A 26,337-nucleotide genomic window follows, 5' to 3' on the forward strand; every position below is an offset into this window, starting at 1 on the left:
GCCTTCGGTCTTAATCTACGATGCGAAGTTTTGCAAAGCTAAGTAATAAAGTTTTATCTCCAAAATGGTCGAAGTGAATATGAGCCTTTCGATTCACACCTTCCGTTTCAATTGCTTTCACCAGGCCAAATCCAAACTTGGGATGTTCTACTTTCATTCCTTCTGTCAAATTATGGGTGTTGGAAGGTTTGAAATCCGGGCTGGGGGTATGTATCTTCGCTGTGGCGTTTCGCATGGCCGGTTTTTTTAATCCGACAAATCCCTGACTGCCTTCGGAATCCCTAAAACTGCTGGAAAGGGTGCTGCTGATTTTTTTATTTACTTTAACAAAGGTAGGGTCAATTTCCTCTAAAAACCGGCTGGGCTCACAGTTGAGCAATCTCCCGTACCGATACCGGGTCAGGGCATAGCTCAGGTATAATCTTTCCATTGCCCGGGTGGAGGCCACATAAAAAAGCCGCCGCTCTTCCTCCAGGTCTTCCCGGCTTTGCATCATCATTTGGGAGGGAAAGAGGTCCTCCTCCATGCCTACCACAAATACGTACTTGAATTCCAGCCCCTTGGAGGCATGAATGGTCATCAATGTGACCGTATCCTGGTTTTCTTTATTTTGGTCCTCATCCGTCAACAGCGCAATTTCCTGTAAAAAAGCACCCAGGGATTTGTCCTCATTTTCGGGATTGTCCACGTACTCCTTCATGGCATTCAGCAATTCCTGCACGTTTTCATAGCGATTCAGCCCTTCAATGGTCTTGTCCTCGTACAATTCCCGCAACAAACCGGATTGTTTCGCAATGCTCGTGGCTGCTTCGAAAGCATCTTTTCGCTCAGCTTCGATTTTAAAGCTACGGATCATGGTGCAGAAATCTCCTACGGCATTTGCCGCGCGACCGGATAAGAAACTGCTGCTGTTGGAAATCACTTCCCACAGCCCAATGTCATGCTCGTAAGCGGCCACCATCATTTTTTCCACACTACTGGCCCCAATTCCTCTTTTGGGATAATTGATGACCCGCTTGAAGGCTTCTTCATCTTCCTGGTTGACCACGTACCTGAAATAACCCATCAGGTCTTTTATTTCTCTTCGCTGGTAAAAGGAAAGTCCCCCTACGATTCGGTATGAAATACCCAACTTCCGCAGCGCTTCCTCCATGGATCGGGACTGGGAATTGGTGCGGTAGAGAATGGCGAAATCACTATTTCGCAATTTTTTGTTGTTTTTTTCCTCAAAGATGGTCGTTGCCACCATTCTCCCTTCCTCGTTATCAGAGGAAGCTTTCATCAATTCAATCAAATCCCCTTGATCATTTTGCGTCCACACGTTTTTTTGAAGCTGGGATTTATTTTTGGCGATGATGGAGTTAGCCGTTTCTACAATATTTTTGGTAGATCGGTAATTCTGTTCCAGTTTGACGATAAACAGGTCCGGGTAGTCTTTCTCATAATTGAGGATGTTCTGAATATCGGCACCTCTGAAGGCATAAATGCTTTGCGCATCGTCGCCTACCACGCAAATATTTTGGTGTACCGCAGCCAGTTTTTTGGTGATCAGGTATTGGGAAAGGTTGGTGTCCTGAAACTCGTCCACCATCACGTATCGGAAACGTTGCTGGTATTTATTCAATACATCCGGATGGTCCCTGAAAAGAACGTTGGTATTAAACAGTAAATCGTCAAAATCCATAGCTCCGGAGCGAAACAACCGTTTTTGATAATTTTTGTAAATCTCGCCGACTTTAGGCTTCATAGCCGCTTCATCATCAGCGGTAATGTAGGGGTCATTCAGGTAGGTCTCCCAGGAAATAAGCCGGTTTTTGGCACCCGAAATGCGGGATAAAACCGTATTGGCCTTGTACACCTTATCGTCCAGTTTCATCTCCCGGACAATCGAACGAATCAGCGATTTACTGTCATCGGTATCGTAAATGGTGAAATTTGAGGGGTAGCCAAGCTTCTGGGCTTCTACCCGAAGGATTTTGGCAAATACGGAGTGGAAGGTTCCCATCCAGGTATTTCTGGCTTCCAATCCAATCAGTTTTTCTATGCGCTGCTTCATTTCACTGGCAGCTTTATTAGTAAAGGTCAGGGATAATATCTGAAAGGGATCTACTTTCCGGGCATGGATCAGATGCGCAATTCGGTAGGTCAATACCCTGGTCTTGCCGGATCCGGCACCGGCAATGATCATCACCGGCCCCTCCGTCCGCTCTACTGCTTCTCGTTGGGGGGGATTGAGGCTTGATAAGTAATCCATAGGGCTTATTCGATTTTCTTTATTCAGAGGATGGTAATTAGCCAGATCAAAGTTACCAATTCTTTTTTAGGTTATCCTTTTTGAGATTTGAAATGTCATGCCATCTCTGGATTTACCTGAGCGGTTAAACCTGCCGTTGTATATAAAGCGGAAAAGCCTTTTCCAAAGGCAACAAGCGATTGAACCATTTTTCTCCAATAATCAGCGTTGGGACCAGTTTTCCTTCCATCGGTTATGGGACCATAAGTAAAGAGCGGGTTGATCCCGGATGTTCTCCTCTAATAATTTGACGAAGGTGTCCGTTATGCTATGAGGCTGCTCGCTATCATACGGCGGTTTGGCCAGAATACGGTATTCATATTCATAATATCCACGTCTGGGTTTGGTAATGTAGGCATAGATTACCGTCAGGTTGAATTTTTTGGATAATTTTTCTCCTCCCTCAAAAAAAGTGGTTTCGCGGTTCAAAAAAGGCCTGCGATAGCGGATATCCACCCTATTGGGCCTTTGGTCTGCTGCCAGAACGATCAGTCTCGGCGTATGTCTTTTTTTTAAAAATGCTCGCTGAAATGATTTTCGCTCGGTCAGGTCAGCTCCCATTCTTCCCCTGATTTTGTGCATGAGATCTTCGAAAAATGGCTGGTTAACGCGGGTATAAATGGTCTCGCATTTCTCATGTACTTCCGAAGACACCGTAAGCAAATGGCCTTCCCAATTGAAAAGATGTCCACACATCCCGATGATAATCTCTCCCTGGTCCACTTTATCAAAAATCAGAGCGGGGTTTTTTACCAGAAACCGTTTGTTCAGTTCTTTTTTGCCAATGGTAAGCAGTTTGATCGTTTCGACCAGTGAATCGGTGAAATTCCGGTAGAATTTTTTTTCGATTTGCCGTCTTTCTTTGCTGGGTTTTTCTGGAAAGGCTTGTTTCAGGTTATTACGGACGATATTTTTTCGGTAGCCTATGAGGTAATAGGCCAGGAAGTAAATTAAATCTGACAGCACAAATAAAACCCTCAATGGCAATTTAGAAAGGAGGCGAATAATGATCATGCGATAAAATGCTGGGTTGGTCAGGCGTTAAGGAAGTTCAAAATAATGAAAAATTGTCGACTTTCTTGGTTTAAATTAGTTATAAATAAAGTCAATTTGTAATTTTATAATCTATGTCCGAAGTGCAGCGAAAAAAATATTCCGATAAAGAAAAAAACAGCATCTTTGATCATGAGTTCATGCCTCATATTGATTCCATGTATAATTTTGCGTACAGGTTGACATTTGATGAGGACGATGCGAAAGATCTGGTTCAGGATACTTACCTAAAAGCGTATCGGTTTATCAACTCATTTGAACAAGGTACCAATGCCAAAGCCTGGCTTTTCAGGATTTTGAAAAACAGTTTTATCAACGAGTACCGGAAGAAAAGCAAGCAACCGTCAAAAGTAGATTATCAAGAAGTTGAAACTTATTACAACTCCGATAATGTTGACTATAGTATGACCTCAGATTTGAGGGTCGATGCGGTCAAAGACATGTTGGGAGACGAAATTTCCAATGCACTCAATAGCTTGGCTGTGGATTTCAGGACGGTGATAATTCTTTGTGATCTGGAAGGGTTTACGTATGAAGAAATGGCAAAGATCCTGGATATCCCCATCGGTACGGTACGGTCAAGGCTTCACCGTGCCAGGAACCTTTTGAAGGATAAACTCCGTTCCTATGCTGAAAATATGGGCTATGATACGGATGAAGAATAATCGAAAAACTAGTTGAAATGGACAAAAATCTAAACACATCCAACAAGAGAAAATTGAACTGTAGTGATGAAAGCAAATGCTTCGAGCTATTGGAAAGCATTCTGGATGGGGAAGAGACCACGGCATCAAAAGAAATTTTGGATGAAAAATTAGCGAAATGTCAACCTTGTTTTGAGCATTATCATCTGGAAAAAGTTATTCGGGAAGTGTTGAAAAACAAATGTACCAAGCACATGGTCCCTGCGGAATTAGCAGATACCATTCGGCAAAAAATACAGGAAATCAAGTAAACTTTTATGGCTCAGGGAAAAGCGATTATTTTTTCAGCCCCCTCCGGATCAGGGAAGACAACCATCGTCAAACATCTCCTTCAACAAATACCGCAACTTGGTTTTTCCATTTCTGCATGCACACGAGATAGGAGAGGGCGAGCCGAAGAGAACGGAAAGGATTATTATTTTCTTACACCAGAGGCGTTTCGTGCCAAAATTGATCAAAATGCATTCATTGAATGGGAAGAAGTGTACGAAGGCAATTTTTACGGGACCCTGAAAGAAGAAATCCAACGCATTTGGGATGCAGGTAAACACGTCATTTTTGATGTGGATGTCAAAGGTGGACTGAATTTAAAAAACTACTTCGGAAGTAAAGCACTGGCGGTATTCGTGAAAGTGCCTTCCATGGAAGACCTGGCAGAGCGGCTGCGAGGAAGGGGCACCGAGTCGGAAGAAAGCCTCTCCAGAAGGATTTATAAAGCCAAATTTGAAATGGGGTTTGAAGATCGATTTGATATTACCTTAATCAACGAGGATTTGCAAGTTTCATTTCAGGAGGCCGAAAAGCTTGTTAGGGAATTTATTGATGATCAGTCGGTTTGAAAGTAGGACTGTTTTTCGGCTCATTCAACCCCATCCATATCGGTCATCTGATCATTGCCGATACCCTTCAGGACCAGACCGATTTAGAAGAAGTTTGGTTTGTGGTTTCCCCACAAAACCCTCACAAATCTAGACGCTCCCTGCTGCATGAGTTTGATCGCTTACGAATGGTAGAACTTGCCACCGCTGATCATTTTAGCTTCAAGGTAGTGGATGTGGAGTTTCACATGCCCAGGCCAAGCTATACCATCGACACACTGACCTACCTTTCTGAAAAATTTCCCAACCATGAGTTTTCGTTGATTTTAGGGGGAGATAACCTAACCCACTTTCATAAGTGGAAAAACAGCGAAGAAATCCTGAAGCAGTACGGGATGTATGTGTACCCCAGGCCAGGAAAAAATAAGACGCTGGAACACGAAAACATTCGCTACGTCGAAGCCCCTTTGTTAGATATTTCCGCCACATTTATTCGTAAAACGTTACAGCGGGGAGGATCGGTGAGGTACCTACTTCATCCGCACGTACTGGATTACATTCGGGATAAGAATTTTTTTATCTGATCACTTGTCCTGTGGGGCATTTTCAGCCAGAGAAATTTTTCTGGTCTGAATGTGCCGGTCAATCCAGGATGCCACCGCTTTTCCCTGATCTACCCCGTGCTCGATTGCCGGTAAATAATGGATGCCTCCATAAAACCGGCTGATGGCAGCTTCTTCAGCAGCTTCCCGAAAGGAGTTAAATTCGCGCGTACCCAGTCCATACTTTACCTCCGTAGAATCCAGGAAAGTGAAGGGTTCTCCCAGTAGGTCTGTTAGGGCCAGCGAGGCTGCCGTGGAAATCACACTGTGTCCACTGGTATACTCCGGAAAGGGGGGCGTTTGCAACAAAGGAGTCCAGCTCTCATCCATGTATTGATTGATGTAGGTTTCAGGCCTTATCAGCACACTTCGGTATTTTTCGTCCCAACAGGAAATAAAGGCATCAAACAGGTAAATGGAAGTGACGGCCATGGTCTCTGCTGTTTGTTTCCAATTGAGATTTTTGGCTTTCGAGGCAATTCCTGCTATGCCCATCCAATGGCCCCCCGGCGTGATTTTCTTCTCCGCGTACATCACATGTCCTTTGACATTCATTTTATAGGGATTGCAGTCCCAAAAATAGGCGATTTCCTCCTGATGGTCATCCATCTGATTTCCGGCTTCCATTACCTCAAAAGCATCCTGATAAAAGCGACTATCCGGAACGGTGTCAAATGGAGGGGGAGGAGGAGGGATGAATTGGTCTGCAGAATCCAAAAAGAAGGTTCTAATTTTATTCCAATGGGGTTCGATACCTTCCATATAGGCCGGGGGCGTGGGCCGCCAGCTTCCCGGATCATTTCGAATGGTGTATTTTTCAAATGACCGGCTTTGGTGGTAGTTATCCTGCGATGCATAAACCAGGATCTGTTCACCGATGGACTCACCCAAATCAACGGCCGCTTCAAAGTCGGCATCGGGCATGCCTGCTTCCTGAATTTTCTCAAAGGCAGCATCCCTGTATGCCATCATGTCATCCTCAGAAAAAACCAATTGAGAGGCGACCTTATAATAAGCCGCCAAGGCCGCCAGGTGGAAATTGATCGCTTCGGGATCGCCGTCCATCTGAACCAAAAGGGGATTGGATCCCTTCAATTGGCCCATTAAGGAAATATAGGTTTCCGGTGCTGCCAATACCGCAGCTTCATAGGCGGCTATTGCCGGGTAGGCGTAAATCCGGCTGGCAACCGGAGGAGAAAAAATGTCGTGAACGATGACATCAGTCAGTTGTCCATTGGCATTAATCAGCAATTGGTTCTCCTGCAGTAACGCTTTGTATTCCTCGTTTGGAGCACAGGCAGAAAATAGCATTGACCAACTAAAAATGGCCGTAACCAGGTGTATTCGAAGGCTTTTTGTCACTAGTGTCATTTCTTTGAAATTAACCTTAAGATAGCAAGTGAATCAGTCATTTACCACGAGTGCATTTCGTTTGTCCAGGTGCGCCTGGTGTTTTGCCAGGATCCATTCCCCCACTTTTTTCCCCTGATCCTGGCCACGGGTAATGGCATCCATATAGTGAATCCCTCCATAAAGCCTGGAAATACTGGCTTCCTCAGAGGCCTGAAGAAAGGATTCGTAATCTCTGGTTCCCAGGCCATATTTCTCTTCCACCGTGTCCGTGTAGGAAAATTGCTCGCCAAAGAAATGGCTAAGTATGACGGCAGAAGTGGTGGAAATAGTGGAATGGCCGCTAAGGTATTCCGGAAATGGCGGCGTCTGTAGCATGGGCTTATATGACGGGTCCAGGTATTTACGGATGGCCGTTTCGGGTCGGATGCGATCACTCCTGTATTTTTCATCCCAACAACTAATGAAACCATCCATTAATCCCAAAGCAACAATACTATTGACTTTCATCGCTTCTTCAAATTCCAAACCGGCTTTTTGACAAGCAATATCCGTGATGCCCATCCAGTGTCCTCCTGGAGAAATTTGTTTGACTCCTACCATCAAGTGGCCAGTCTCCTCCAGGGCAAACGGATTGCAATCCCAGAATGCAGCTATTTCCCGCTGCTCCTTATTCATTTCCAATTCGTACACTTCCTGCATTAATTTATAAAACTCCGAATCAGAGTTAGATGAAAAAGGAACCGGCGGTTTGGGCTTAAACTGATCCGAACTACTAAGCAAAAAGGGCCTTACCGTATTAAAATAGGGTTCGACAGGCGCAAAATATCCAGGAGGAGTGGGATACCATTTGCCTTCTCCGGGAGAGGGCTGGTAGCGTGGGTAGTTACTGATCTCCCGGTACCGATCGGCGTTCGCATATTCCAGTATTTGGCTGCTTATGAATTTCCCGTAGGCTTTTGCCCGTGAAATCTCCTGTTCACCATAGCCCCAACTGCTGCAAGAGTCTGCAAAGGATTGCTCAAAGGCCTCCATTTCGGTACCGGAAGGCTGCATGGCTCCTGCGGTGTGGGTCATAGCAAAGATAGCACTCATAGCAAGCGAAGGGCTTTCCCAATCCGGTTGAGCGATGGAATCCAGCCCGTTTAGAAATCCCGAAAAAGAGGGGTTTCTCTCACTATTGGTGGCCAATACCTCGTAGCCTGACAGGCAGGCATAGGCGTAGAATCGCCCCGCAAGTGGAGGATTGGTGATGTCATGCACCATTAAATCTGTCATTTTTTCGGTGACCCATCCAATGCTTTCCGCTGGCAAAGGTTTTTTTTCTCCCGTCGGCTGACAAGAAAAAAAGACCGAAACCAACATGATGCCCAAGACGAGCCGGGTGCCCATATTTCGTTTTATCTGTGACTTGCCTATTAGGTTCATTTATCGTTCAATTTACTGGTTCTGTAAGCGATAGGCAACCACGGGACCCTGATTGATTCCGACCAATAGATTCCCATTGATTATTTCCATACTTCGCACATCTCCCTTGATGGTAAGACCGGATCTTTTTTGAGGTAAATACCGAAAGTTACCCTTGCCGTCTCCCATCAGAATGGTGCCGTAACTGGCATCGTATTTACCAAAACGTAATCGAGCCCTATCAATGTTCCCTCCCAGAATTAAATCCATATGACCATCCTTATTCAGGTCCCCGCTTTCTATCGAAAAAACCGGTGAAAACTGGGCTTCTACTGGCAGGGATATTTTTTCCAACAATTGATTCCCAGTGCTGACAAACAAACAGGTTTCTAATGTCGTAGCCTTAAGGTATCCAGCATTTTCAAGTTCTTTTTCAGAAAAAATATTTTCCAACTTTGCCTCGGAAAAGCTTTCATAATCCGTAAACCGGGTTCTCATCATGGAAACCTGGTCCAGAAGTTCGTCCCGGGTAAGGTATGGATAGGGTTCCCCCTCAATGTAAAAGCTCAGAATCGGATCAATTGCACCATTATTATCAAAATCCTTATAATACATTTCTGCTGGTTCGGCTTTACTGGCCTTTACCTGGCTGTTTAGCCCATGGTTTCCCAGCACCAAATCCGGTTTCCCATCGGCATTCACATCACTTATATGCAGGTGGTTCCACCAACCGTGCTGGGGTTCCGCAATATACTTTTCAGAAGAACGAAGAAGTCTACCCCCTTGGTTTTCAAAAACGGAAATAGGCATCCATTCTCCCACCACGACCAGCTCGGTAGTTCCGTCGTTGTGGAGGTCCACCCAAGCGGCATCGGTGACTAACCCAAGACTGGAAAGTTCCGGGCACCAATCGGCTGTTTTGTCTGCCATTTTTCCAAGTCCTTCGTTAAGGAGCAGGTAGCTTTGAGGAATTTCCGGGTACCTTCCCGGAATCAGCCTGCCGCCGACAAAAATGTCTTGAAACCCGTCATTGTTGATATCATGTGCAGCGAGGGCACCGGTGCTTGTCAGCATTTTCGGTAGCAAATCGGTTGACCGGGAGAAATTTCCCCGCCCGTCATTTACATAGAGCCTGTCTTGTAATAAAGGGTCTTCCGGTAACAGGGAACCGTATCCACCACTCCCCACGTACAGGTCGGCATGGCCGTCCCCGGTAAAATCTACCAAAAGTGCATCTGTATCCTGGAAATCCCGATCATTATCCAAGTCGGGATTGCTTTTTATCCGGAAGCTTCCATCGGTTTGTTGAAGGTAGATTTTTCCTGCCTGTCCCTTTTCTCCTCCTACAAAAAGATCGTCCAGACCGTCTCCATTTAGATCGGCTCGTTTCATCACCGGACCTGAGAAAGAAAGGGGATTGACCAGGAGCGGCTGCCGCTTAAAATCATTGATGGTGTTAGCAGGTGACTGATGTTCGATTGGAGAGGGGATTTCTACAAAAAGTGCAGGGGGCTCTTCAGACACCGGCAACCTGTCCACGGCGTTTTCCTGCATCAGGCTTAGGGTCTGGTTGCTTTGAATATCGAATATTTTTTCAGACAATCCCCCAGGCCAGGTAACCACCAGTGAATCAATCTGCGCTACTTCTCCCAGACCAAAATGCAGCGTAGGAGATACACTCGACTGGTATCCTCTGGTTGGCATTTGTTCTAGCGTCTGCAGCTGATCTCCATGGTAGAGCCTTACCTTTGCGCCCACGCCCTGACTATTTCCTGCCGTTCCATTTAACTTAACCTTTAAATAGCGGTTATTTTTGGCCAGCGAATCCGAATTGTTTTGGTAGATAAAAGCGGGCTGGTTGATGTTATTGATGATTAGGTCCAGGTCACCATCATTATCCAGGTCGGCGTAGGCTGCACCATTGCTATTGGCATTTTGGTCGACCCCCCATTCTTCCGATTTTTTTTCGAATTGCAATCCGTCTTTATTCTTGAAAATATAATTCGCTAAATCCGAAGACGGCATGCTTTGCACCAATTCCAGGATGTTCTCTCTCCGCAACCCATTTTGATTGTTCTTTAGGTAGTCGGCCATGTATTTTAAGAAATCCTGATTGGTGTAGTCCCGGAAATATCCGTTTGTAACATATAAGTCTTTATGCCCGTCATTGTCAAAATCTGCCAGCAAGGCAGCCCAGCTCCAATCGGTGTTGGAAACCCCGGCTACCTGTCCTATTTCACTATACAAGCCATTTCCGTGGTTTATATGGAGCATGTTCCGCATGTACTGATGGTGAAAACCAACATTCACTTTATATTCAAATTTTTCATAATTGTCCGGAGCCATCAATAATTTTTGCCGTTTGTTACCTTCCGGCAGCATGTCAAGTGTAAAAATATCCGGATACCCGTCATTGTTGATGTCGGCGATATCATTGCCCATGGAAAAATGAGAGGTATGGCCCATGGCATCGCCAATCACGTCGGTAAAGGTACCATCGCCATTATTCAGGTAGAGGTAATCCGGTGCCGTATAATCATTACTGACGTAGATATCCATCCACCCATCACCATTAACATCGGCGATTCCGGCGCCTAATCCGTAGGACAAGGCTACCTGCTGTATACCCGCTTCCTGGGTAATTTCCGTAAAAGTTCCTCCATCGTTTCTGAAAAGTTGCGGCCCTGCCGGATCGGTGTTTTTCAGGATTTCGGCCGTGCTGGATTCGTCTAGTACCGGCAGGGATTTTGGATTATGATTAAGTAAAAACAAATCCAGATCGCCATCATTGTCAAAATCAAAAAAGCTGGCTTGGGTGCTGGTAGCCTCGCTATCGACACCAAATTGGGCTGCCATTTCTTTGAAAACAGGGATTCCCTGTTCGTTTGGACCTTGATTGATATACAATTCGTTCTTCCGTTTTTCAGGAGGTAAGCTTCCGGAATAGCAGACGTAAATGTCCAGTAGGCCGTCTCCGTCCACATCGGCAAAAGTCACGCCTGTTTTCCAGGGTCCCTGCCGCGTTTGTACGCCGGCAGTCTGGGTAATATCTTCGAATTTCATATTTCCCCGATTCAGGTAGAGGCGGTTTTCCACCATATTTCCCGAGAAATACACGTCATCAAACCCATCTCCATTCAGGTCGCCGATAGCCACACCTCCGCCATTATAAAAATATTCATACACCAGTATGTTCGTGTTCAATCCTTCGGTAAGGGTGTTTTCAAAATCCACACCGGTGGCTTCCCTCGATAAGAGCGTAAATTGCTTTATTTCAGATGTTTTTTCTACTTCCTCCTGGCAGGAAAAAGAAATAATGAGGAATCCAAAAAGCTGTATTTTATAAAGGACTTTATTGTACATAGGGATGACTAGATGATCATGCAAATATAGAAATAATTGGGGAGCTTCCTGGGGTTTTGTGCCTGGGATGTAGCATGTTCCGGGGTTTATAGTAGAAAGGGTAGCAGATGGCAGCTATTAGCGCAAAAAAAAGGCGATCCATGGATCGCCTTTTAAAATAAATGAGTCTATCGAAATGTATTAATCCTCGTAACCCGGATTTTGAATAAGGTTTTCGTTTCGCTGGGATTCATCAAAACTGATGGGCATCCAGTACATCTTATCCAACCATAACCTGTTTTCCTTACCCGGATCAATCTCGATCACCTCATAGGAGTAATCGTAAAATTCAGGATCGTAACGGTAAATGGAAAGCTCCCTGCCCGGCTTGAGGGTACCCACGATACTGATGCCATTGGGCTGTCGTCCCTGTGTTTCAGGAGCGATCATCCAACGTCTGGCATCGTAATAACGCTGTTCCTCGTGGACCATTTCCTTACGTTTTTCGTTGATGAAAATGTTCCACAATTCTTCACCTGAGGCGGTTACTGCTGGCAATCCGGCTCTGAATCGGATTTTGTTCAGCCAATTTCTGGCTTCTTCATCGTTACCCAGGGCAATATTGGCTTCCACGTAATTAAAGATCACTTCTGTGAATCGGATGTGGGGCCATGGGATTTCCTGCCAGGTATTCTGGTCTACAAAATTTGGATCCGGCTCAATGAATTTCCGTAGGTAATAGCCGGTATAACTACCGTTCCAATCTTCAATGGGGCTATTTCGGGTATCTAATCCAAAATGCGTTACTTTTTCACCTTGACTATTTACCACCTCATAGGTGCCGGTCTGTATTTGTCCCAGTGGATCTCTTGCCTGGTTGGCAGAAGAACGTGGCTTCCATGGCGCTCCTTCGTAAAGGAAAGTAGCATAAAACCGAGGCTCACGACCTTCATAGGGTGCACCGGCGTGTTCTTCATTATCCCAGTCAAAATCGCTGCCATCCATCATTTGGTAGTCATCGATCAATAATTGAACAGGGGTATTTCCCGCCCAGTTGTTGTAACCGTTAGGACCGTTGTGCAAGCCGTGACGACCACCCCATTCTGGTTTCTGTGAAAGGAAGTACCTTCCAAAAATCATCTCTTGTTCTCCTCCATTTCTGGAAAGGGAATTGTTGATGTAGGTTTGGGTGGCTTCCTCCGGAGATAAGGGCTCGGTCAGGTCAAGCATGTTTCCACTTGCCTTGTCCAGCACTTCCTTCGCTGCATCCAGTGCATTTTGGTATCTTTGATCTTGGTTACCAGAGGTATATCCGATCAGTTCCTTGTATTGATACCCGCTAATTACATCCGAGTTAGCAGAGGCGGTAGGCATGTCATGTAAATCGGATGCGGCGTAAATCAATACCCTTGACTTCAAGGCCAGTGCTGCGATCTCATTGGCCCTTCCGCGGATGGGATTGTGATCACTCAACAAATCCGCAGCCATGTCCAGGTCGGAAACGATGAAATTTACTACCTCCTCAAACGTATTGCGGGGAAGCGCATAGGTCTCCTCATCCAGAGTAAAGGTACGATCTGCAATTGGAACAGCTCCGAAATTCCTCAATAACTGATGGTGGAAATAAGCACGCATAAAGGTAGCCTCTCCCAATAAGCGATCGGCTATACCTCCGTCATTAGAGAAGTCCGGGTCGGTAAGGTTTTCGATCGCAATGTTCGTAGCCCGAAGGCTATTGTACATGTTTGGCCAATTTCGGGTTCCGTCGATCCAACCGGGATTTTGAGGGTTGGAACGTGCTTCCGTGACGGTGGTGATATTTCTGCCCGGATGGGTAAAGATGGCCTCATCCGTCAGGGATGCCAAGGCCTGTTCATTGAATCCGCCTTGTCCCAAACCGGTGTAGAGGTCGGTTACAAAGGCTTCTGCAAGCCCTGCATCTGTCCATACGGCAGATTCAGATACTTCTCCTAATGGCTGGGTATTCAAAAACTCCTCATCACAAGAGAAATTGAGAAAAGAAATGGCGAGACCCAACCCTAAATATTTTATATTTTTCATCATATTCAACGTTTTTGGATTTAGAATGTAACAGACAAACCTGCATTGATTACCCTGGCCTGTGGATAGTACTGACCGGTAGCGTTATCAGATTCCGGATCGTATACCTTTAACTTATCCCAGGTGAGCAGGTTTAGCCCGTTGGCATAAAATCTCAGGTTGCTGATACCAAACCTTTCTCCAACCTGCTGAGGTACGGTATACCCAACTTCCAGGTTTTTCAAACGAATGTAGTCGGAACTTCTGTACCAGAAATCGTTTCCTCCGGAGTAATACTGGTCGCTTCGGTTAGCAATTCTTGGATACTCCGTGCTTTCGTTATCAATGGTCCATCTGTTTTCATAAAACTCCAACAGGTAGTTACCGATGTTACCGGATTCTCCCAGACTAACCAGTGCAATGGCACCAGCCGCTCCCTGGAAAAGTACAGACATGTCCCAATTCCTAAAGGTGGCATTCATATTGACACCTCCCTGAAGACGGGGAATACTGTTTCGGTCTAACCGTACCCGATCCAAAGGCGTAATGGCACCGTCACCATCGTAATCTTTAAACCGCATATCTCCCGGACGTAGTTGGTTGGTAATGTCCGTGTAATCCAGTGTTTCGGCTTCAATGGCATCTTCATTAGCGAAAACACCGTCGTAAAGGTAAACCGGGGCAGGAGTATTCATAGGCTTGCCAGTGGATCGTTGCCAATCCGGTGCTCCCGGAGGCTCGTCCCAGAAAAGGATTTTGTTTTTTGCATAACCCCCATTAGCACTGATGCTGTAGGACAGGTCTCCAGCTTGACCGCGGTATCCGAGGTTGAAATCAAAACCTTTGTTTTCAACTTCTCCAATGTTTTCTGCCGGAAGTAGTGCTGAAAGCCCACTTGATTGGGGAACAGAAGCATTTTTTCTCCAAAGGATATTGGTTCGTTTATTATAGAAGTAATCTAACTCGAAGAATATTTGTCCCTGAAGCAGCTGCCCTTCCAATCCAATGTTGGAGTTGTTGGCCACTTCCCAGGTAATGGCCGTGTTAGGTACTCTTGTTTCAAACAAGGTCTTTGCCTCGGTGTTTTCCAGAATTTGACTTCTGAATCCATAGGTAGATAAAAACTGATACTCTTGTAAGGAACCACCGAAGAAAATCTGGTCGTTACCCATTTGACCCCAGGAACCTCTCAACTTCAAGAAGTCCATCACAGGGACGTTGTTTTTCCAGAAATTTTCTTCCGAAATCACCCATCCTGCCATCACACCCGGAAAGAAACCGAATCGGGTAGGCTCCGGGAAAATATAGGAACCATCGTATCTCCAAAGGAATTCAAACAGGTATTTTTCCTGGTAATTATAGGCTACCCGACCAAAGTAATTGAGACGAGCACGCTCAAAGGCACCACCACCATTGTCTTTTTCAGCATCGCCACCGGCAAACATCTGATCAATGGCAGGAGAAATAAAGTACCTTCTATAGGCAAAGAAATCGTCTCCCTCCACGGTTTCCTGGTTTACACCGGCCAAGGCATTTATTACATGGTCCCCGATTTGCTTCTCGTAACTAAACACACCTCCCAGGAGGATGTTCAATTGGTTGATATTGGTTTGTCTTAACCGGGGCTCTGCAGGCCCTCTTTCGCTGGGCACCAGGACAGGAGTAACGCCATCCTCTTCAAACCCATTACCTCGCTGATACAAAATCCAGGGAGTTTCCCATCTTTTTTGAAACCTGCTCAGGTTATCCACGGCCGCAGTTCCCTGAAATTTCAAACCTTCCACCCCAGGAATTTTGATGTTCAGGGCACCGTTGGTTTGGAAATAGTTTCGGGTATCCCGATCGTAACCGGTGGCGTTGGTAGTGATGACTACCGGATTTTCTCCGTTTTCAATGTCCGGTCCGGGTCGGCCATCAGGCCAGAAAGCTGGCTCATGGGGTTTTCCTCGCATCTGCATTCTAAAGATGGCTCCGGCACCCCGGGTAGGGAAGAATCGATATTCCTGACGGGCTAAAACCCCCAATTGCAAATCGATGTATTCATTGATTTTTGCATCCAGGTTGATCCGCATGTCGTACTGCTTGTAACCGGTGGCGGAATTTTTGTAATAAGCATCCTGGTTTTGATATCCCAGAGAGGCCATGTATCGTAGATTTTCCGATCCACCATTCAATTGTAAGTTATGCCGTACCTGCGGCGACCATGTTTTCAAGGTTTCTCCGTACCAGTCCGTGTTGGGATAATTCCAGGGATCTGTTCCCGCTCTGTGCAAAGCTAACGCCTCAGGACTGAAAGGAGCTGTTCTTTCTTGACCGTCTGGCCGGGTGTAGGTACCTGTAGAACGAAAGGCATCGGTAGCTGATCGCCATTCACTGACAGGTAGTTCGTACACACTCAGGTCATTCAACATTTCTCCATACTGAGCCGCATCTGCCAGTTCGGGGATAACGGTAGGCTGGGCAAAGCCCTGGTTGAACTGATAGGTTAATTCAGGTTTGCCTTCTTTTCCTCTTTTGGTAGTAACGAGAATTACCCCGTTTGCTGCTCTGGCTCCATAAATAGCGGCAGAAGCATCTTTCAATACGGAGATGGTCTCGATGTCATTTGGATTAAGTCTGTCAATACCACCTGCTCGGGCAGGGATACCGTCAATTACGATTAGGGCATCGTTATTACCAAGGGTATTTGAACCCCGAATACGAATTCCAGCACCATCATAGCCTGGCTCCCCGCTTCGGTTTACGGCAATTACTCCGGCCATTCGACCAGCAATGGAGTTGGTAAGGTTCATCGCAGGAGATTTCACCAAATCAGCACCTTCTACCGTAGCCACGGAACCCGTGATGGTTTCCTTCTTTTGCTCTCCGTAGCCGACTACCACCACCTCATTCAGGGACTGCATGTCCGGCGCAAGGGTAACGTCAATGGTACTCTGGTTTCCAATCGCAACTTCCTGCTTAATAAAACCCACAAAGGAAAAAACCAGCGTTTCATCCCCGGGTTGTAAGGCTATCCGGTAGTTTCCGTCAATATCGGTCACCGCACCACGAGTGGTGCCTTTCACCAATACCGAAACCCCCGGTAGGGACAGGTCGTCCTCGGACGAAATGACCGTTCCGGTCACCTCTCTGGACTGCGCATGTACTGTCAGGCTGCTCGCTAAAAGCAAGGCCAAACCCAACAAAAACAGTTTTGTTTTGGGTAAATAATTTTGCATTCTTTAATTAATTAGGTTAATAATAGATAAAGTTATTGTTAAAATAACACTTTAAAAGTGAAGGTATTTTTTGGTATATGCAATAGGCTGTTAAAAGACGTTAATTTCGGATGAAAGGGTAATTTTAAAAAAAGCGAAAAATATAATTAATTTTTCAATGAATAGCTACTTTAGCTATCTACTCATCAAAAAAAGAGTGAGTTGATTAATAGAAATTGAAGTCAATAAATCTTCATTTCCCACAAAAAAAAATTAAGAATCTCAATAAAATGCAGTAATTCAAGCTAGATTTAGCCTATTTCTCTACTAAAATATAAGCTATAGCTCTTCGATAACTCTCTTATAGCTCGTTTGAAAAATCGATGGTTTAGAACCAATTGCCCAGGGTCTTAGACGAAAGTGTAAGGTTAACACAAAAAAATCAAGGGGCTTTCGTTAAACCCGTAACACAGGAAAAATCTGATTTTTTTTATTCCTCAAATTCCTTAACTTTGGCAGGTAAGGTTTAATACAGGAAAGAATAGTCAGCTTCTAGCTGTCTGTTCTTTATTTTTTTCTGCACGCAGGTATAGTTAGCCAGGCATTAGACTTTCATGATTTCGGCTTCCTTCTTTTCAAAAAGGTCGTCAATTTTAGAAGAGTAGGCATCTGTGTATTTTTGGACGGTGTCCTCTCCACGCTTTACCTCATCCTCGGATACGCCATCCTTCAACAGCTTTTTGAGTTCATCGTTGGTGTCTTTGCGAATCGTTCGAATACTGATTTTTCCATTCTCGCACTCATTTTTAACCTGTTTGACAAGGTTCTTTCTACGTTCTTCCGTAAGTGGTGGAACGGTTAGCAAAACCATTTCGCCATTATTCTGCGGATTCAGCCCCAGATCGGAGTTGATAATGGCTTTCTCTATTTCCTGGATCAGGTTCTTTTCCCAGGGTTTGATAGCAAGTGTTCTGGCATCCGGTGTGGTGATGGAAGCTACCTGCTGAATCGGGGTAGGGTTTCCGTAATACATCACCATGATTCCATCCACAAAATTAGGCATGGCTTTTCCTGCCCGGATCTTGAGCAGCTCCGCTGAGGTATGCTGAACCGCCTTTTCCATCAATGATTTCGCTTCCTCTAATTGTAACTGAATCTCTTCCATTGGACTTTTTAGTTTGATGTAATCAATGTTCCTACTTCATTTCCCTGTATCAGGTGCAGCAGATTATCGGTTTTGTTCATATCAAAAACGATAATTGGCAGGTTGTTTTCCTGACAGAGCGTAAAGGCCGTCATGTCCATGACATTCAGGTTTTTTTCGTATACCTCCTGAAAAGTTATGTTAGCATACCGGGTTGCATTTTTGTCTTTTTCCGGATCAGCCGTGTAGACTCCGTCTACGCGGGTTCCTTTTAGGACCACCTCTGCTTCGATTTCAATCGCACGCAGACTGGCCGTCGAATCGGTCGTAAAATAAGGATTGCCAATTCCTGCCCCAAAAATGACAATTCTTCCTTTTTCCAAATGCCGGATCGCTCTTCTTCGGATAAAGGGCTCGCAGACACTTTCTACCTTTATCCCCGACATTAAGCGTGTGTACATGCCATTCTGCTCCAGGGAACTTTGAAGGGCCATGGCGTTTATCAAGGTGGCCAACATGCCCATGTAATCTCCCTGTACACGATCGATGCCTACCTTGCCCGCCTGCACGCCTCTGAAGATATTCCCCCCTCCGATGACGATGGCTATTTCCACACCCAGGTCATGCACATTTTTTATTTCTGTTGCGTATTCTTGCAGGCGTTTGGAATCTATACCATAACTGTTATCGCCCATTAGCGCTTCTCCACTTAATTTCAGGAGAATTCGTTTGTATTTCATCTTGGAATAGTTTTTCAGTTGATGACCGATCAAGGCTTAAATTGCATGCTTAGATTACTTTTTTTTAATTTATAGCCCGACAAATATAAATCCTTGTTTTTAGAATACTAAATCTTATTCCTAAAATTGAAAGGATGAATGGTTTTTTTCCAGGTTCTTTAATCGCAGCACTCGCTCGCAAATCGCCCCGCTCCATCCGAATTGCTATCAAATACCGGGCTTCATCTTTCGAAATCAATCTTGTTTGTACCGGTTCCTTTGCTCTTGGTACGGATTATCATTTGTTTGTTTAGTTTTGTGCCGGCATTTCCCTAATTTTAATCCATCGATAGGGCTGGACGGTAGGAGATAGGGTAAACCTCCCTTCGACATGTTCCGGTTTGTCACTTTTATAAATTATAAAATAAAGTACCTGTGAATTTCAAGACTGATCGCCTGTTTACCTTGCTGGGAGTACTTCTTTGCTTTTTTTCCTGTAAACCTGCTGCCCAGACCCTGGTTGAGAGGGCACCCCAGGAGCTTACCCCAACCGATACGGTTGTACCAACCCAAAACAGCCTGTCTGCTGACTTGATCAGGGAGAAGGAAATAGCACTTCAGCAATACCATCCCAGCGCAACCCGAGCCTTTGACTTGTTACATACCGAACTCAGATTGTCCTTCGATTATGCCCGGCAAGCGGTTCTCGGGGAAGCCCTGCTTACCTTGACACCCTATAATTATCCGCAGCGTGAATTGGTTTTGGATGCCAAAGATTTTGAAATACACGAAACAATGCTGGAAGAAGGGGGACAACCCATGCCGTTGCCCTTCACTTACGATCAGGAAACCATCCGGCTGTCGCTTCCCAGGGAATTTACCAGAGAGGATACCTTGCACATTGGAATCAAGTACACGGCCTATCCCGAAAAAGGGACCTCCGAAACATCCGCTGCCATAGCGGACTCCAAGGGGCTTTATTTCATTAACCCCGACAGTTCCGATTCAGCAAAGCCCGTACAAATCTGGACACAGGGAGAAACGGAGTATTCTTCTAAGTGGTACCCTACCATCGATCATCCCAATGAGCGGCAAACGCATGACTTTTACCTGCGGGTTCCGGAGGGGTATAGCAGCCTTAGCAACGGTAAGTTACTGAGCCGTGAAAAACACGAAGATGGGTACCGGACGGACCATTGGCGAATGGATCAACCCCACGCGCCTTACTTATCAGCCCTGGTGATTGGTGAATTTGCGGTCATAGAGGCAGATACAGTGGCAGGGGTTCCTATTCGGTATTTTGTAGAGCCGAAATATGAAGCAGGAGCCAAAAAAGTATTTGCCCATACACCTGAAATGATGCGCTTTTTTTCAGAAATCCTGGATACCCCCTTCCCCTGGCAAAAATACGATCAGGTAGTGGTCAGGGATTTTGTTTCCGGAGCCATGGAAAATACGACCCTGTCGATTTTTATGGAAGGCCTGCAATTGAATGAAAGGGAAGCCCTGGACAGCGAATGGGATTATATCATTGCGCACGAACTGTTCCACCAGTGGTTTGGGAATCTCGTCACCACGGAGTCCTGGGCAAACTTAACCTTAAACGAAGGGTTTGCGGACTATTCCGAATACCTGTGGATGGAACACAAAGAAGGCAGAGACCAGGCCGACATGCACCATTTCAATGCACTGGAACAATATCTGGATGAGGCCGAAGAAAAGCAAGAACCCCTGATTCGGTATTTTTATGAAGATAGCGAAGACCTGTTTGACAGTCATACCTATGCCAAAGGGGGACGGGTGTTGCACATGCTGCGGAGGTATCTGGGAGACGAAGTGTTTTTTCAGGCATTACATGATTACCTGGAAGAAAATGCCTTCGGAAGCGTAGAAATTCACCAGCTTCGACTGGCATTTGAAAAGGCTTCCGGCATGGACCTGAATTGGTTTTTCAACCAATGGTTTCTTAACCCCGGACATCCTGAGCTAGCCATAAGCTGGGACTTTTCTCAAAAAGACAACATTCAATTGACCGTAGAGCAGCGGCAAGACCTGTCAGAAAACCCGCTTTATAAGATTCCTTTCACCGTCAGTGTGTATAAAGATGGCGAACGAACTGAAAAGCAATTCACGCTGAATCGGGCCTCCCAACAATTTGCCTTGGAGAATGGCAGTGGTACGGAATGGGTTGTTTTCGACGAGCACCACACCTTGCTGGCTGAAAAAGTGCATCAGCGGGGCAAGGAATTTTTGGAAAAGCAGTTTTTTACCTCGCGTTCTGGTCTGGCACGCGTAGAGGCCCTGGACAGCCTTACTTCTCTTTACGAAGGAGAGGGAGTAAAGGAAGAGACTTTTCAGAAAGCACTGAATGATTCTTTTGCGGTGGTGCGCGAACTGGCACTTCAACGGATGCTTCGCATGGAAGACAAGCGAAAATTTATTTCTCAGTGGGAAACCAGCATTTCGGATATCGTTGAAAATGATCCAAATAATGCTGTAAGATCGGTAGCGCTGGAAGTCCTGGCCGGATTTGATGCTGAAAAATACCGGCCTTTGCTTTACCGCACGGTAAACGACTCCTCCTATCAGGTATCTGGAACGGCATTGGTAGCGGTCATGGAGTTGGATGGGGAAGCCGACAAGAAAAAAGAACTGTTTGAACAATTTAGGGCTGAGGAAAATATTCGTATAATAGCACCTTTGGCAGATTACCTGACGCAAACAGGCCAGGTGGAGAAGGCCTCCTGGATGGATGAAAAACTGGATATCCTTACGGGTGAGTCGTTGTATTATTTTATTGGGTATTACGGAGATTATTATGCGTCTGTGGAAGGTGCCCCCGATTCGGATGCCATCCACCGCCTCGCAACACTTGGCCGCGAGCATCCACTAAATTATGTGCGGCTAGCGGCTTTTCAATCTTTGTTTGGCTTTATCGATCAGGAAGGAGTGGCAGCACTTGCCGAATCGCTGTTTGCCTCAGAAAAAGATGAGATGGTAAGACGGTACCAGGAATATTACCTGGCGCCCTACCTAAATGAGGAGTAAATTACTGATGGTGAATGAGATGCTTTTGAATTCGTAAAAAACAGGAGATTTTTTTTTATAATATTTTGAATGTTTGGTAAAAGGGTATAATTTTGCCATCCGTTAAGACAACAACGGAAATCTTATGAAGTTTTGCTTAAGACGGATTGTTGTTATTTGGGGGAATACCAAAGCGGCCAACTGGGACGGACTGTAAATCCGTTGACTTATGTCTTCACAGGTTCGAATCCTGTTTCCCCCACGAATTAAAGCAAAGGTTCTTCAAAAGGGTAGGACCGGAATACGAAGGAGAAGAGTTATTGTTTTATTAATAATAGCTTGATATTTTTGGATTCTAAAAATAAAATAAGGAATTTGGATGCCGCTAAAGATAGGAGAAATCTGATTCGATTGGCGCATTTATAATAAGCGGGAGTAGCTCAGTTGGTAGAGCGGCAGCCTTCCAAGCTGCAGGTCGCGGGTTCGAGCCTCGTCTCCCGCTCTATGCTTTATATAGGGCATAAAACTGGATGTAAAAAGCCGACGTAGCTCAGTGGTAGAGTGCTTCCTTGGTAAGGAAGAGGTCACGGGTTCAAATCCCGTCGTTGGCTCTGAACATTTCAAACACTTAATGAAATTTAATCTTTAACTAAACAGAGGATTTTCACGCATGGCAAAAGCAACCTTTGACCGTTCCAAACCCCACGTTAATATAGGTACGATTGGTCACGTCGATCATGGCAAGACTACTTTGACTGCTGCCATTACCACTGTATTGGCCAGAAAGGGTCTTTCTGAATTAAGAGACTTTGCTTCCATCGACAACGCGCCGGAAGAAAAGGAAAGAGGTATTACGATCAATACCTCACACGTAGAGTATCAAACGGAGTTAAGGCACTATGCCCACGTTGACTGTCCCGGTCACGCTGACTACGTAAAAAACATGGTTACTGGTGCTGCCCAGATGGACGGTGCAATTCTTGTAGTTGCAGCCACGGATGGTCCAATGCCACAAACCAGAGAACACATTTTGCTTGCTCGTCAGGTAGGTGTACCCGCTTTGGTGGTATTCATGAACAAAGTAGATTTGGTAGATGATCCCGAACTGCTTGAATTGGTGGAAATGGAAGTAAGAGAATTGCTTTCTTTCTATGAGTTTGATGGAGACAACATTCCTGTAATTGCAGGATCAGCCCTGGGAGCCCTTAACGGGGAAGCCAAATGGGAAGATGCCGTAATGGAATTGATGAAAGCAGTGGATGAGCACATCCCACTTCCTGAGCGAGCCATCGATAAAGATTTCCTGATGCCAGTAGAGGACGTATTTTCTATCACTGGTAGGGGTACCGTTGCTACCGGAAGAATTGAAAGAGGAGTCGTTAACTCAGGAGAAGGAGTTGATATTATCGGTATGGGAGCGGAAGGACTTAAGTCTACCGTTACGGGAGTAGAGATGTTCCGTAAGATCCTTGATCGAGGTGAAGCAGGTGACAACGTAGGATTGTTGTTGAGAGGTATTGAAAAAGCGCAGATCAAAAGAGGGATGATTATTTGTAAGCCCGGATCTGTTACGCCTCACGCTCATTTCAAAGCGGAAGTTTATGTACTTTCTAAAGAAGAGGGTGGTAGACATACACCTTTCTTCAACAAATACCGTCCTCAGTTCTATCTAAGAACCACTGACGTGACAGGAGAGATAAAACTTCCTGAAAACGTTGAGATGGTGATGCCTGGTGACAACGTTACGATTGAAGTATCACTGATCAATCCAGTGGCCTTGGAAAAAGGACTTCGATTTGCGATCCGAGAGGGTGGCAGAACGGTAGGAGCCGGACAGGTAACTGAAATCTTGGACTAATCTTGATTTACTGACCATAGTACGAATGCGATCCTGATATTAATTGGGATCGCATTTGTTTCTTTGGCCTTTTATCACTACTTTTGCGTTCCTTATTTGAGGGTCGTAATATACGGGCGTAGTTCAATGGCAGAATAGCGGTCTCCAAAACCGTTGATGGGAGTTCGAATCTCTCCGCCCGTGCAATCAACTAAGGGTAAAACCATGTCAGAAGCGTTGGGATCAATGTTTTTGGAAGCAAGTTAAAAGTACGAACCCATCTTCAGGGCCTGAGGGAACGGATAGGGGTTCATTGTTAACCAATTTTACAAGGATGAATGTTAAAAATTTTGTAGTCGAATCCATCGATGAGATGAAAAACAAGGTCACCTGGCCTAAGTATTCGTCTCTACAAAACAGTGCGGTGCTAGTGCTGGTGGCTTCCTTGATTTTCGCTTTAGTCATCGGTTTGATAGACCTGACATTCGAAAATATCATGACATGGTTTTATGATTTATTCTAAAGAATTTTAAAAAACGGGATGGCAGATCACAAATGGTACGTGCTCAGGGTAGTGGCAGGTCAGGAGAAAAAAGCGAAGACTTATCTGGACAATGAAATTGCCCGTCAAAAGCTGGAGGAATTTATCCCCGAGGTTTTGATACCCTCTGAGAAAGTATATGAGATGCGAAACGGCAAGAAACGTGTTAGGGAGAGGAATTTCTTTCCTGGCTATGTTCTGGTTAATGCGGATCTCAGTCATGGAGAAGCCAATCACGTAATTACGAGCATACCGGGAGTTATCGGTTTTTTAGGGTCAAACCAAGGGGGGGCTTCCAAAACCCCTGAGCCATTACGTCAGTCAGAGATCAATCGGATTTTAGGTCGGGTTGAAGAGATTGATGAGTTTGCAGAAAAACTAGATACACCATTTATAGTCGGAGAGACCGTGAAAGTAATGGACGGTCCCTTTAGTGGTTTCTCGGGTGTGATTGAGGAAGTGTTTGAAGACAAGAAAAAGCTTAATGTTATGGTTAAGATTTTCGGTCGAAACACTCCCGTTGAGTTAAACTTTATACAAGTAGAAAAACAAGATTAGGAAATGGCTAAAGAAATCTCTGGTTATCTAAAACTACAGGTTAAAGGTGGCCAGGCAAACCCATCTCCTCCAGTTGGTCCGGCCCTTGGTTCAAAAGGGTTGAACATCATGGAGTTCTGTAAGCAATACAATGCCAGAACTCAGGATAAAATGGGCCAGGTTCTTCCTGTACTTGTGACGATTTATTCGGACAAGTCGTTTGATTTTGTTGTAAAAACACCACCGGCAGCTGTCATGTTGCTGGAAGCGGCAAAATTGAAAAGTGGTTCTTCGGAACCCAACAGGAAAAAGGTTGGCTCAGTGTCCTGGGATCAGGTAAAAGAAATTGCAGAAGTGAAAATGCCTGATTTAAATGCTTTTAAGGTAGACTCCGCCATGAAAATGATCGCGGGTACTGCCAGAAGTATGGGCCTCACAGTTTCAGGAAAAGCTCCTTGGGAGGAATAATACGTAAAAAATGGCTAAGTTAACAAAAAGTAAAAAAGAAGCTCTTTCTAAATACGACCCTAGCCAACACTATTCCCTGGCAGAGGCTTCTTCAATTGTTAAGGAAATATCAAAGACCAAATTTGATTCCTCAATAGACCTGGATATTCGTCTGGGAGTGGATCCACGAAAAGCTGATCAGATGGTCAGAGGTGTAGTGGCCCTTCCTCATGGAACAGGCAAGGAATTGAAAGTATTGGTACTTTGCAGTCCTGACAAAGAAGAAGAAGCCAAAGAGGCTGGAGCCGATTATGTTGGTTTGGACGAGTACATTGCTAAAATCGAAGGGGGATGGACTGACATGGATGTCATCATTACCACTCCGAATGTAATGGCTAAAGTAGGTAGATTGGGTAGGGTTTTGGGTCCGAGAGGATTGATGCCAAATCCCAAATCCGGTACGGTGACCCTTGATGTAGGGAAAGCGGTTAAAGAAGTAAAAGCTGGTAAAATCGACTTTAAAGTAGATAAGTTTGGTATTATTCATGCAAGCGTAGGAAAGGTTTCTTTCAGTCCTGAAAAAATTCAGGAAAATGCACGCGAGCTGATTTTGACCATCTCAAAGTTGAAACCATCTGCCGCAAAGGGCACTTATTTCAGAAGCATTCATTTATCCAGCACCATGTCTCCGGGTATCGTGATCGATAAAAGTAGTATTCAAGGTATATAATTATGACGAGAGAAGACAAAAAAACCATAATTGAAGAACTTACCGACAAACTGAAGACTACTCCGCATTTTTACATTGCCGATGCTTCGGGATTCAGTGTTGCTCAGGTAAACAGTTTCAGGAAGATGTGTTTCGATAAAGGGCTTGAGTACCGGGTTTATAAAAATACCCTGATCAAGAAAGCCCTTGAAAATATGGAGGCAGATTATGCTGACTTCGCCGAACAAACGCTGAAAGGCTTTTCCGGTATCCTGTTTTCTCAGGAGATTGGTAACCTTCCTGCGAAGGTAATTCTAGATTTCAGAAAGAAACTGGGCCCTAAAAACAAGCGTCCCTTGTTCAAAGGAGCCTCCGTTGATGGAGATCAATTTTTAGGTGAAAACAACCTGGAAGTGCTTTCCAAACTGAAATCCAAAGAAGAACTGGTAGGAGAAGTTATTGGTTTACTCCAATCTCCTGCTACCAATGTGCTGTCAGCACTTCAGAGCGGAAAGAACACGCTTGCAGGTCTGGTGAAAACACTGGCCGAAAAAGAAGCTTAAAAAAATC

20 protein-coding genes and 4 tRNA genes are annotated in these 26,337 nt (G+C 45.1%); 15 read left to right on the forward strand and 9 right to left on the reverse strand.

Annotated elements, in window-relative coordinates; translation table 11 throughout:
- Window positions 1–10: 10 nt before the first annotated feature.
- Both GJQ68_RS12595 and GJQ68_RS12600 read right to left on the reverse strand, forming a co-directional pair.
- Window positions 11–2,254 carry an ATP-dependent helicase gene (locus GJQ68_RS12595; protein ID WP_162417647.1) on the reverse strand — a complete coding sequence of 748 codons (2,244 nt, stop codon included), beginning with the start codon at window positions 2,252–2,254 and terminating at the stop codon, window positions 11–13.
- Between the two features lie 201 nt (window positions 2,255–2,455).
- Window positions 2,456–3,307, reverse strand: coding sequence for a lysophospholipid acyltransferase family protein (locus GJQ68_RS12600; RefSeq protein WP_162417648.1), 852 nt, complete (start codon window positions 3,305–3,307; stop codon window positions 2,456–2,458).
- A gap of 113 nt (window positions 3,308–3,420) precedes the next feature.
- On the opposite strand from GJQ68_RS12600, the gene GJQ68_RS12605 reads away from it, so the two are divergent.
- Genes GJQ68_RS12605 through nadD form a run of 4 tightly spaced genes read left to right on the forward strand, consistent with a single transcriptional unit; the run spans window position 3,421 to window position 5,452 of the window.
- The gene (locus tag GJQ68_RS12605; protein ID WP_162341732.1) at window positions 3,421–4,011 is read left to right on the forward strand and encodes a sigma-70 family RNA polymerase sigma factor; all 591 of its coding nucleotides are present in this window, start codon (window positions 3,421–3,423) and stop codon (window positions 4,009–4,011) included.
- 17 nt (window positions 4,012–4,028) lie between these two features.
- Window positions 4,029–4,301 carry an anti-sigma factor gene (locus GJQ68_RS12610; protein ID WP_162417649.1) on the forward strand — a complete coding sequence of 91 codons (273 nt, stop codon included), beginning with the start codon at window positions 4,029–4,031 and terminating at the stop codon, window positions 4,299–4,301.
- A gap of 6 nt (window positions 4,302–4,307) precedes the next feature.
- Window positions 4,308–4,889, forward strand: a complete 582-nt coding sequence (gene gmk, locus GJQ68_RS12615; RefSeq protein WP_162417650.1) for a guanylate kinase — start codon at window positions 4,308–4,310, stop codon at window positions 4,887–4,889.
- Window positions 4,886–5,452 (forward strand): nicotinate (nicotinamide) nucleotide adenylyltransferase, encoded by a 567-nt coding sequence (gene nadD / locus GJQ68_RS12620; protein WP_162417651.1) that lies wholly within the window; start codon window positions 4,886–4,888, stop codon window positions 5,450–5,452. Before gmk ends, nadD begins: the two co-directional genes overlap by 4 nt.
- On the opposite strand, the gene GJQ68_RS12625 is transcribed toward nadD, so the two are convergent.
- From GJQ68_RS12625 to pyrH, 7 genes are all read right to left on the reverse strand, one after another.
- Entirely contained in the window at window positions 5,453–6,841 is a 1,389-nt protein-coding gene (locus GJQ68_RS12625; RefSeq protein WP_235941476.1) for a vanadium-dependent haloperoxidase, read from the reverse strand.
- A gap of 33 nt (window positions 6,842–6,874) precedes the next feature.
- Window positions 6,875–8,248: a vanadium-dependent haloperoxidase gene (locus GJQ68_RS12630; protein WP_235941478.1), complete on the reverse strand. Its 1,374-nt coding sequence runs from the start codon at window positions 8,246–8,248 to the stop codon at window positions 6,875–6,877.
- A 12-nt stretch (window positions 8,249–8,260) separates the two neighbouring features.
- Complete coding sequence (locus tag GJQ68_RS12635; protein WP_162417652.1) at window positions 8,261–11,590, reverse strand: VCBS repeat-containing protein; 3,330 nt, start codon at window positions 11,588–11,590, stop codon at window positions 8,261–8,263.
- 180 nt (window positions 11,591–11,770) lie between these two features.
- Window positions 11,771–13,630 (reverse strand): RagB/SusD family nutrient uptake outer membrane protein, encoded by a 1,860-nt coding sequence (locus GJQ68_RS12640; RefSeq protein WP_162341945.1) that lies wholly within the window; start codon window positions 13,628–13,630, stop codon window positions 11,771–11,773.
- A 20-nt stretch (window positions 13,631–13,650) separates the two neighbouring features.
- Window positions 13,651–16,827, reverse strand: a complete 3,177-nt coding sequence (locus GJQ68_RS12645; RefSeq protein ID WP_162341744.1) for a SusC/RagA family TonB-linked outer membrane protein — start codon at window positions 16,825–16,827, stop codon at window positions 13,651–13,653.
- Window positions 16,828–17,410: 583 nt separating this feature from the next.
- The gene (gene frr / locus GJQ68_RS12650) at window positions 17,411–17,971 is read right to left on the reverse strand and encodes a ribosome recycling factor (RefSeq protein WP_162341746.1); all 561 of its coding nucleotides are present in this window, start codon (window positions 17,969–17,971) and stop codon (window positions 17,411–17,413) included.
- 8 nt (window positions 17,972–17,979) lie between these two features.
- Window positions 17,980–18,690 carry a UMP kinase gene (pyrH, locus tag GJQ68_RS12655; RefSeq protein WP_162341748.1) on the reverse strand — a complete coding sequence of 237 codons (711 nt, stop codon included), beginning with the start codon at window positions 18,688–18,690 and terminating at the stop codon, window positions 17,980–17,982.
- A 414-nt stretch (window positions 18,691–19,104) separates the two neighbouring features.
- On the opposite strand from pyrH, the gene GJQ68_RS12660 reads away from it, so the two are divergent.
- The 11 genes from GJQ68_RS12660 (at window position 19,105) to rplJ (ending at window position 26,330) form a co-directional block, all read left to right on the forward strand.
- A complete protein-coding gene (locus GJQ68_RS12660) occupies window positions 19,105–21,717 on the forward strand; it encodes a M1 family aminopeptidase (protein ID WP_162417653.1) in 2,613 nt (870 codons plus the stop codon).
- Between the two features lie 158 nt (window positions 21,718–21,875).
- Window positions 21,876–21,958, forward strand: a tRNA-Tyr gene (locus GJQ68_RS12665).
- Window positions 21,959–22,125: 167 nt separating this feature from the next.
- A tRNA-Gly gene (locus GJQ68_RS12670) sits at window positions 22,126–22,198 on the forward strand.
- Window positions 22,199–22,235: 37 nt separating this feature from the next.
- A tRNA-Thr gene (locus GJQ68_RS12675) sits at window positions 22,236–22,307 on the forward strand.
- A gap of 59 nt (window positions 22,308–22,366) precedes the next feature.
- Complete coding sequence (tuf, locus tag GJQ68_RS12680) at window positions 22,367–23,554, forward strand: elongation factor Tu (protein WP_162417654.1); 1,188 nt, start codon at window positions 22,367–22,369, stop codon at window positions 23,552–23,554.
- A 112-nt stretch (window positions 23,555–23,666) separates the two neighbouring features.
- A tRNA-Trp gene (locus GJQ68_RS12685) sits at window positions 23,667–23,737 on the forward strand.
- Between the two features lie 130 nt (window positions 23,738–23,867).
- Window positions 23,868–24,056, forward strand: a complete 189-nt coding sequence (gene secE / locus GJQ68_RS12690) for a preprotein translocase subunit SecE (protein ID WP_162341754.1) — start codon at window positions 23,868–23,870, stop codon at window positions 24,054–24,056.
- Window positions 24,057–24,074: 18 nt separating this feature from the next.
- Entirely contained in the window at window positions 24,075–24,632 is a 558-nt protein-coding gene (gene nusG, locus GJQ68_RS12695) for a transcription termination/antitermination protein NusG (protein ID WP_092174265.1), read from the forward strand.
- A 3-nt stretch (window positions 24,633–24,635) separates the two neighbouring features.
- Window positions 24,636–25,079: a 50S ribosomal protein L11 gene (gene rplK / locus GJQ68_RS12700; RefSeq protein WP_162341756.1), complete on the forward strand. Its 444-nt coding sequence runs from the start codon at window positions 24,636–24,638 to the stop codon at window positions 25,077–25,079.
- A gap of 10 nt (window positions 25,080–25,089) precedes the next feature.
- Window positions 25,090–25,788 carry a 50S ribosomal protein L1 gene (gene rplA / locus GJQ68_RS12705; RefSeq protein ID WP_162417655.1) on the forward strand — a complete coding sequence of 233 codons (699 nt, stop codon included), beginning with the start codon at window positions 25,090–25,092 and terminating at the stop codon, window positions 25,786–25,788.
- A gap of 2 nt (window positions 25,789–25,790) precedes the next feature.
- Window positions 25,791–26,330 carry a 50S ribosomal protein L10 gene (gene rplJ, locus GJQ68_RS12710; RefSeq protein WP_162417656.1) on the forward strand — a complete coding sequence of 180 codons (540 nt, stop codon included), beginning with the start codon at window positions 25,791–25,793 and terminating at the stop codon, window positions 26,328–26,330.
- Window positions 26,331–26,337 lie beyond the last annotated feature (7 nt).

Source organism: Cyclobacterium roseum, assembly GCF_010119225.1.
Lineage (GTDB): Bacteria > Bacteroidota > Bacteroidia > Cytophagales > Cyclobacteriaceae > Cyclobacterium > Cyclobacterium roseum.

What these genes read in the sequence shown, in the direction of transcription:
- GJQ68_RS12595 (WP_162417647.1), bottom strand. Translation starts at nt 2,254, where the DNA reads ATGGATTACTTATCAAGCCTCAATCCCCCCCAACGAGAAGCAGTAGAG.
- GJQ68_RS12600 (WP_162417648.1), bottom strand. Translation starts at nt 3,307, where the DNA reads ATGATCATTATTCGCCTCCTTTCTAAATTGCCATTGAGGGTTTTATTT.
- GJQ68_RS12605 (WP_162341732.1), top strand. Translation starts at nt 3,421, where the DNA reads ATGTCCGAAGTGCAGCGAAAAAAATATTCCGATAAAGAAAAAAACAGC.
- GJQ68_RS12610 (WP_162417649.1), top strand. Translation starts at nt 4,029, where the DNA reads ATGGACAAAAATCTAAACACATCCAACAAGAGAAAATTGAACTGTAGT.
- gmk (WP_162417650.1), top strand. Translation starts at nt 4,308, where the DNA reads ATGGCTCAGGGAAAAGCGATTATTTTTTCAGCCCCCTCCGGATCAGGG.
- GJQ68_RS12625 (WP_235941476.1), bottom strand. Translation starts at nt 6,841, where the DNA reads ATGACACTAGTGACAAAAAGCCTTCGAATACACCTGGTTACGGCCATT.
- GJQ68_RS12630 (WP_235941478.1), bottom strand. Translation starts at nt 8,248, where the DNA reads ATGAACCTAATAGGCAAGTCACAGATAAAACGAAATATGGGCACCCGG.
- GJQ68_RS12635 (WP_162417652.1), bottom strand. Translation starts at nt 11,590, where the DNA reads ATGTACAATAAAGTCCTTTATAAAATACAGCTTTTTGGATTCCTCATT.
- GJQ68_RS12640 (WP_162341945.1), bottom strand. Translation starts at nt 13,630, where the DNA reads ATGAAAAATATAAAATATTTAGGGTTGGGTCTCGCCATTTCTTTTCTC.
- GJQ68_RS12645 (WP_162341744.1), bottom strand. Translation starts at nt 16,827, where the DNA reads ATGCAAAATTATTTACCCAAAACAAAACTGTTTTTGTTGGGTTTGGCC.
- frr (WP_162341746.1), bottom strand. Translation starts at nt 17,971, where the DNA reads ATGGAAGAGATTCAGTTACAATTAGAGGAAGCGAAATCATTGATGGAA.
- pyrH (WP_162341748.1), bottom strand. Translation starts at nt 18,690, where the DNA reads ATGAAATACAAACGAATTCTCCTGAAATTAAGTGGAGAAGCGCTAATG.
- tuf (WP_162417654.1), top strand. Translation starts at nt 22,367, where the DNA reads ATGGCAAAAGCAACCTTTGACCGTTCCAAACCCCACGTTAATATAGGT.
- secE (WP_162341754.1), top strand. Translation starts at nt 23,868, where the DNA reads ATGAATGTTAAAAATTTTGTAGTCGAATCCATCGATGAGATGAAAAAC.
- nusG (WP_092174265.1), top strand. Translation starts at nt 24,075, where the DNA reads ATGGCAGATCACAAATGGTACGTGCTCAGGGTAGTGGCAGGTCAGGAG.
- rplK (WP_162341756.1), top strand. Translation starts at nt 24,636, where the DNA reads ATGGCTAAAGAAATCTCTGGTTATCTAAAACTACAGGTTAAAGGTGGC.
- rplA (WP_162417655.1), top strand. Translation starts at nt 25,090, where the DNA reads ATGGCTAAGTTAACAAAAAGTAAAAAAGAAGCTCTTTCTAAATACGAC.
- rplJ (WP_162417656.1), top strand. Translation starts at nt 25,791, where the DNA reads ATGACGAGAGAAGACAAAAAAACCATAATTGAAGAACTTACCGACAAA.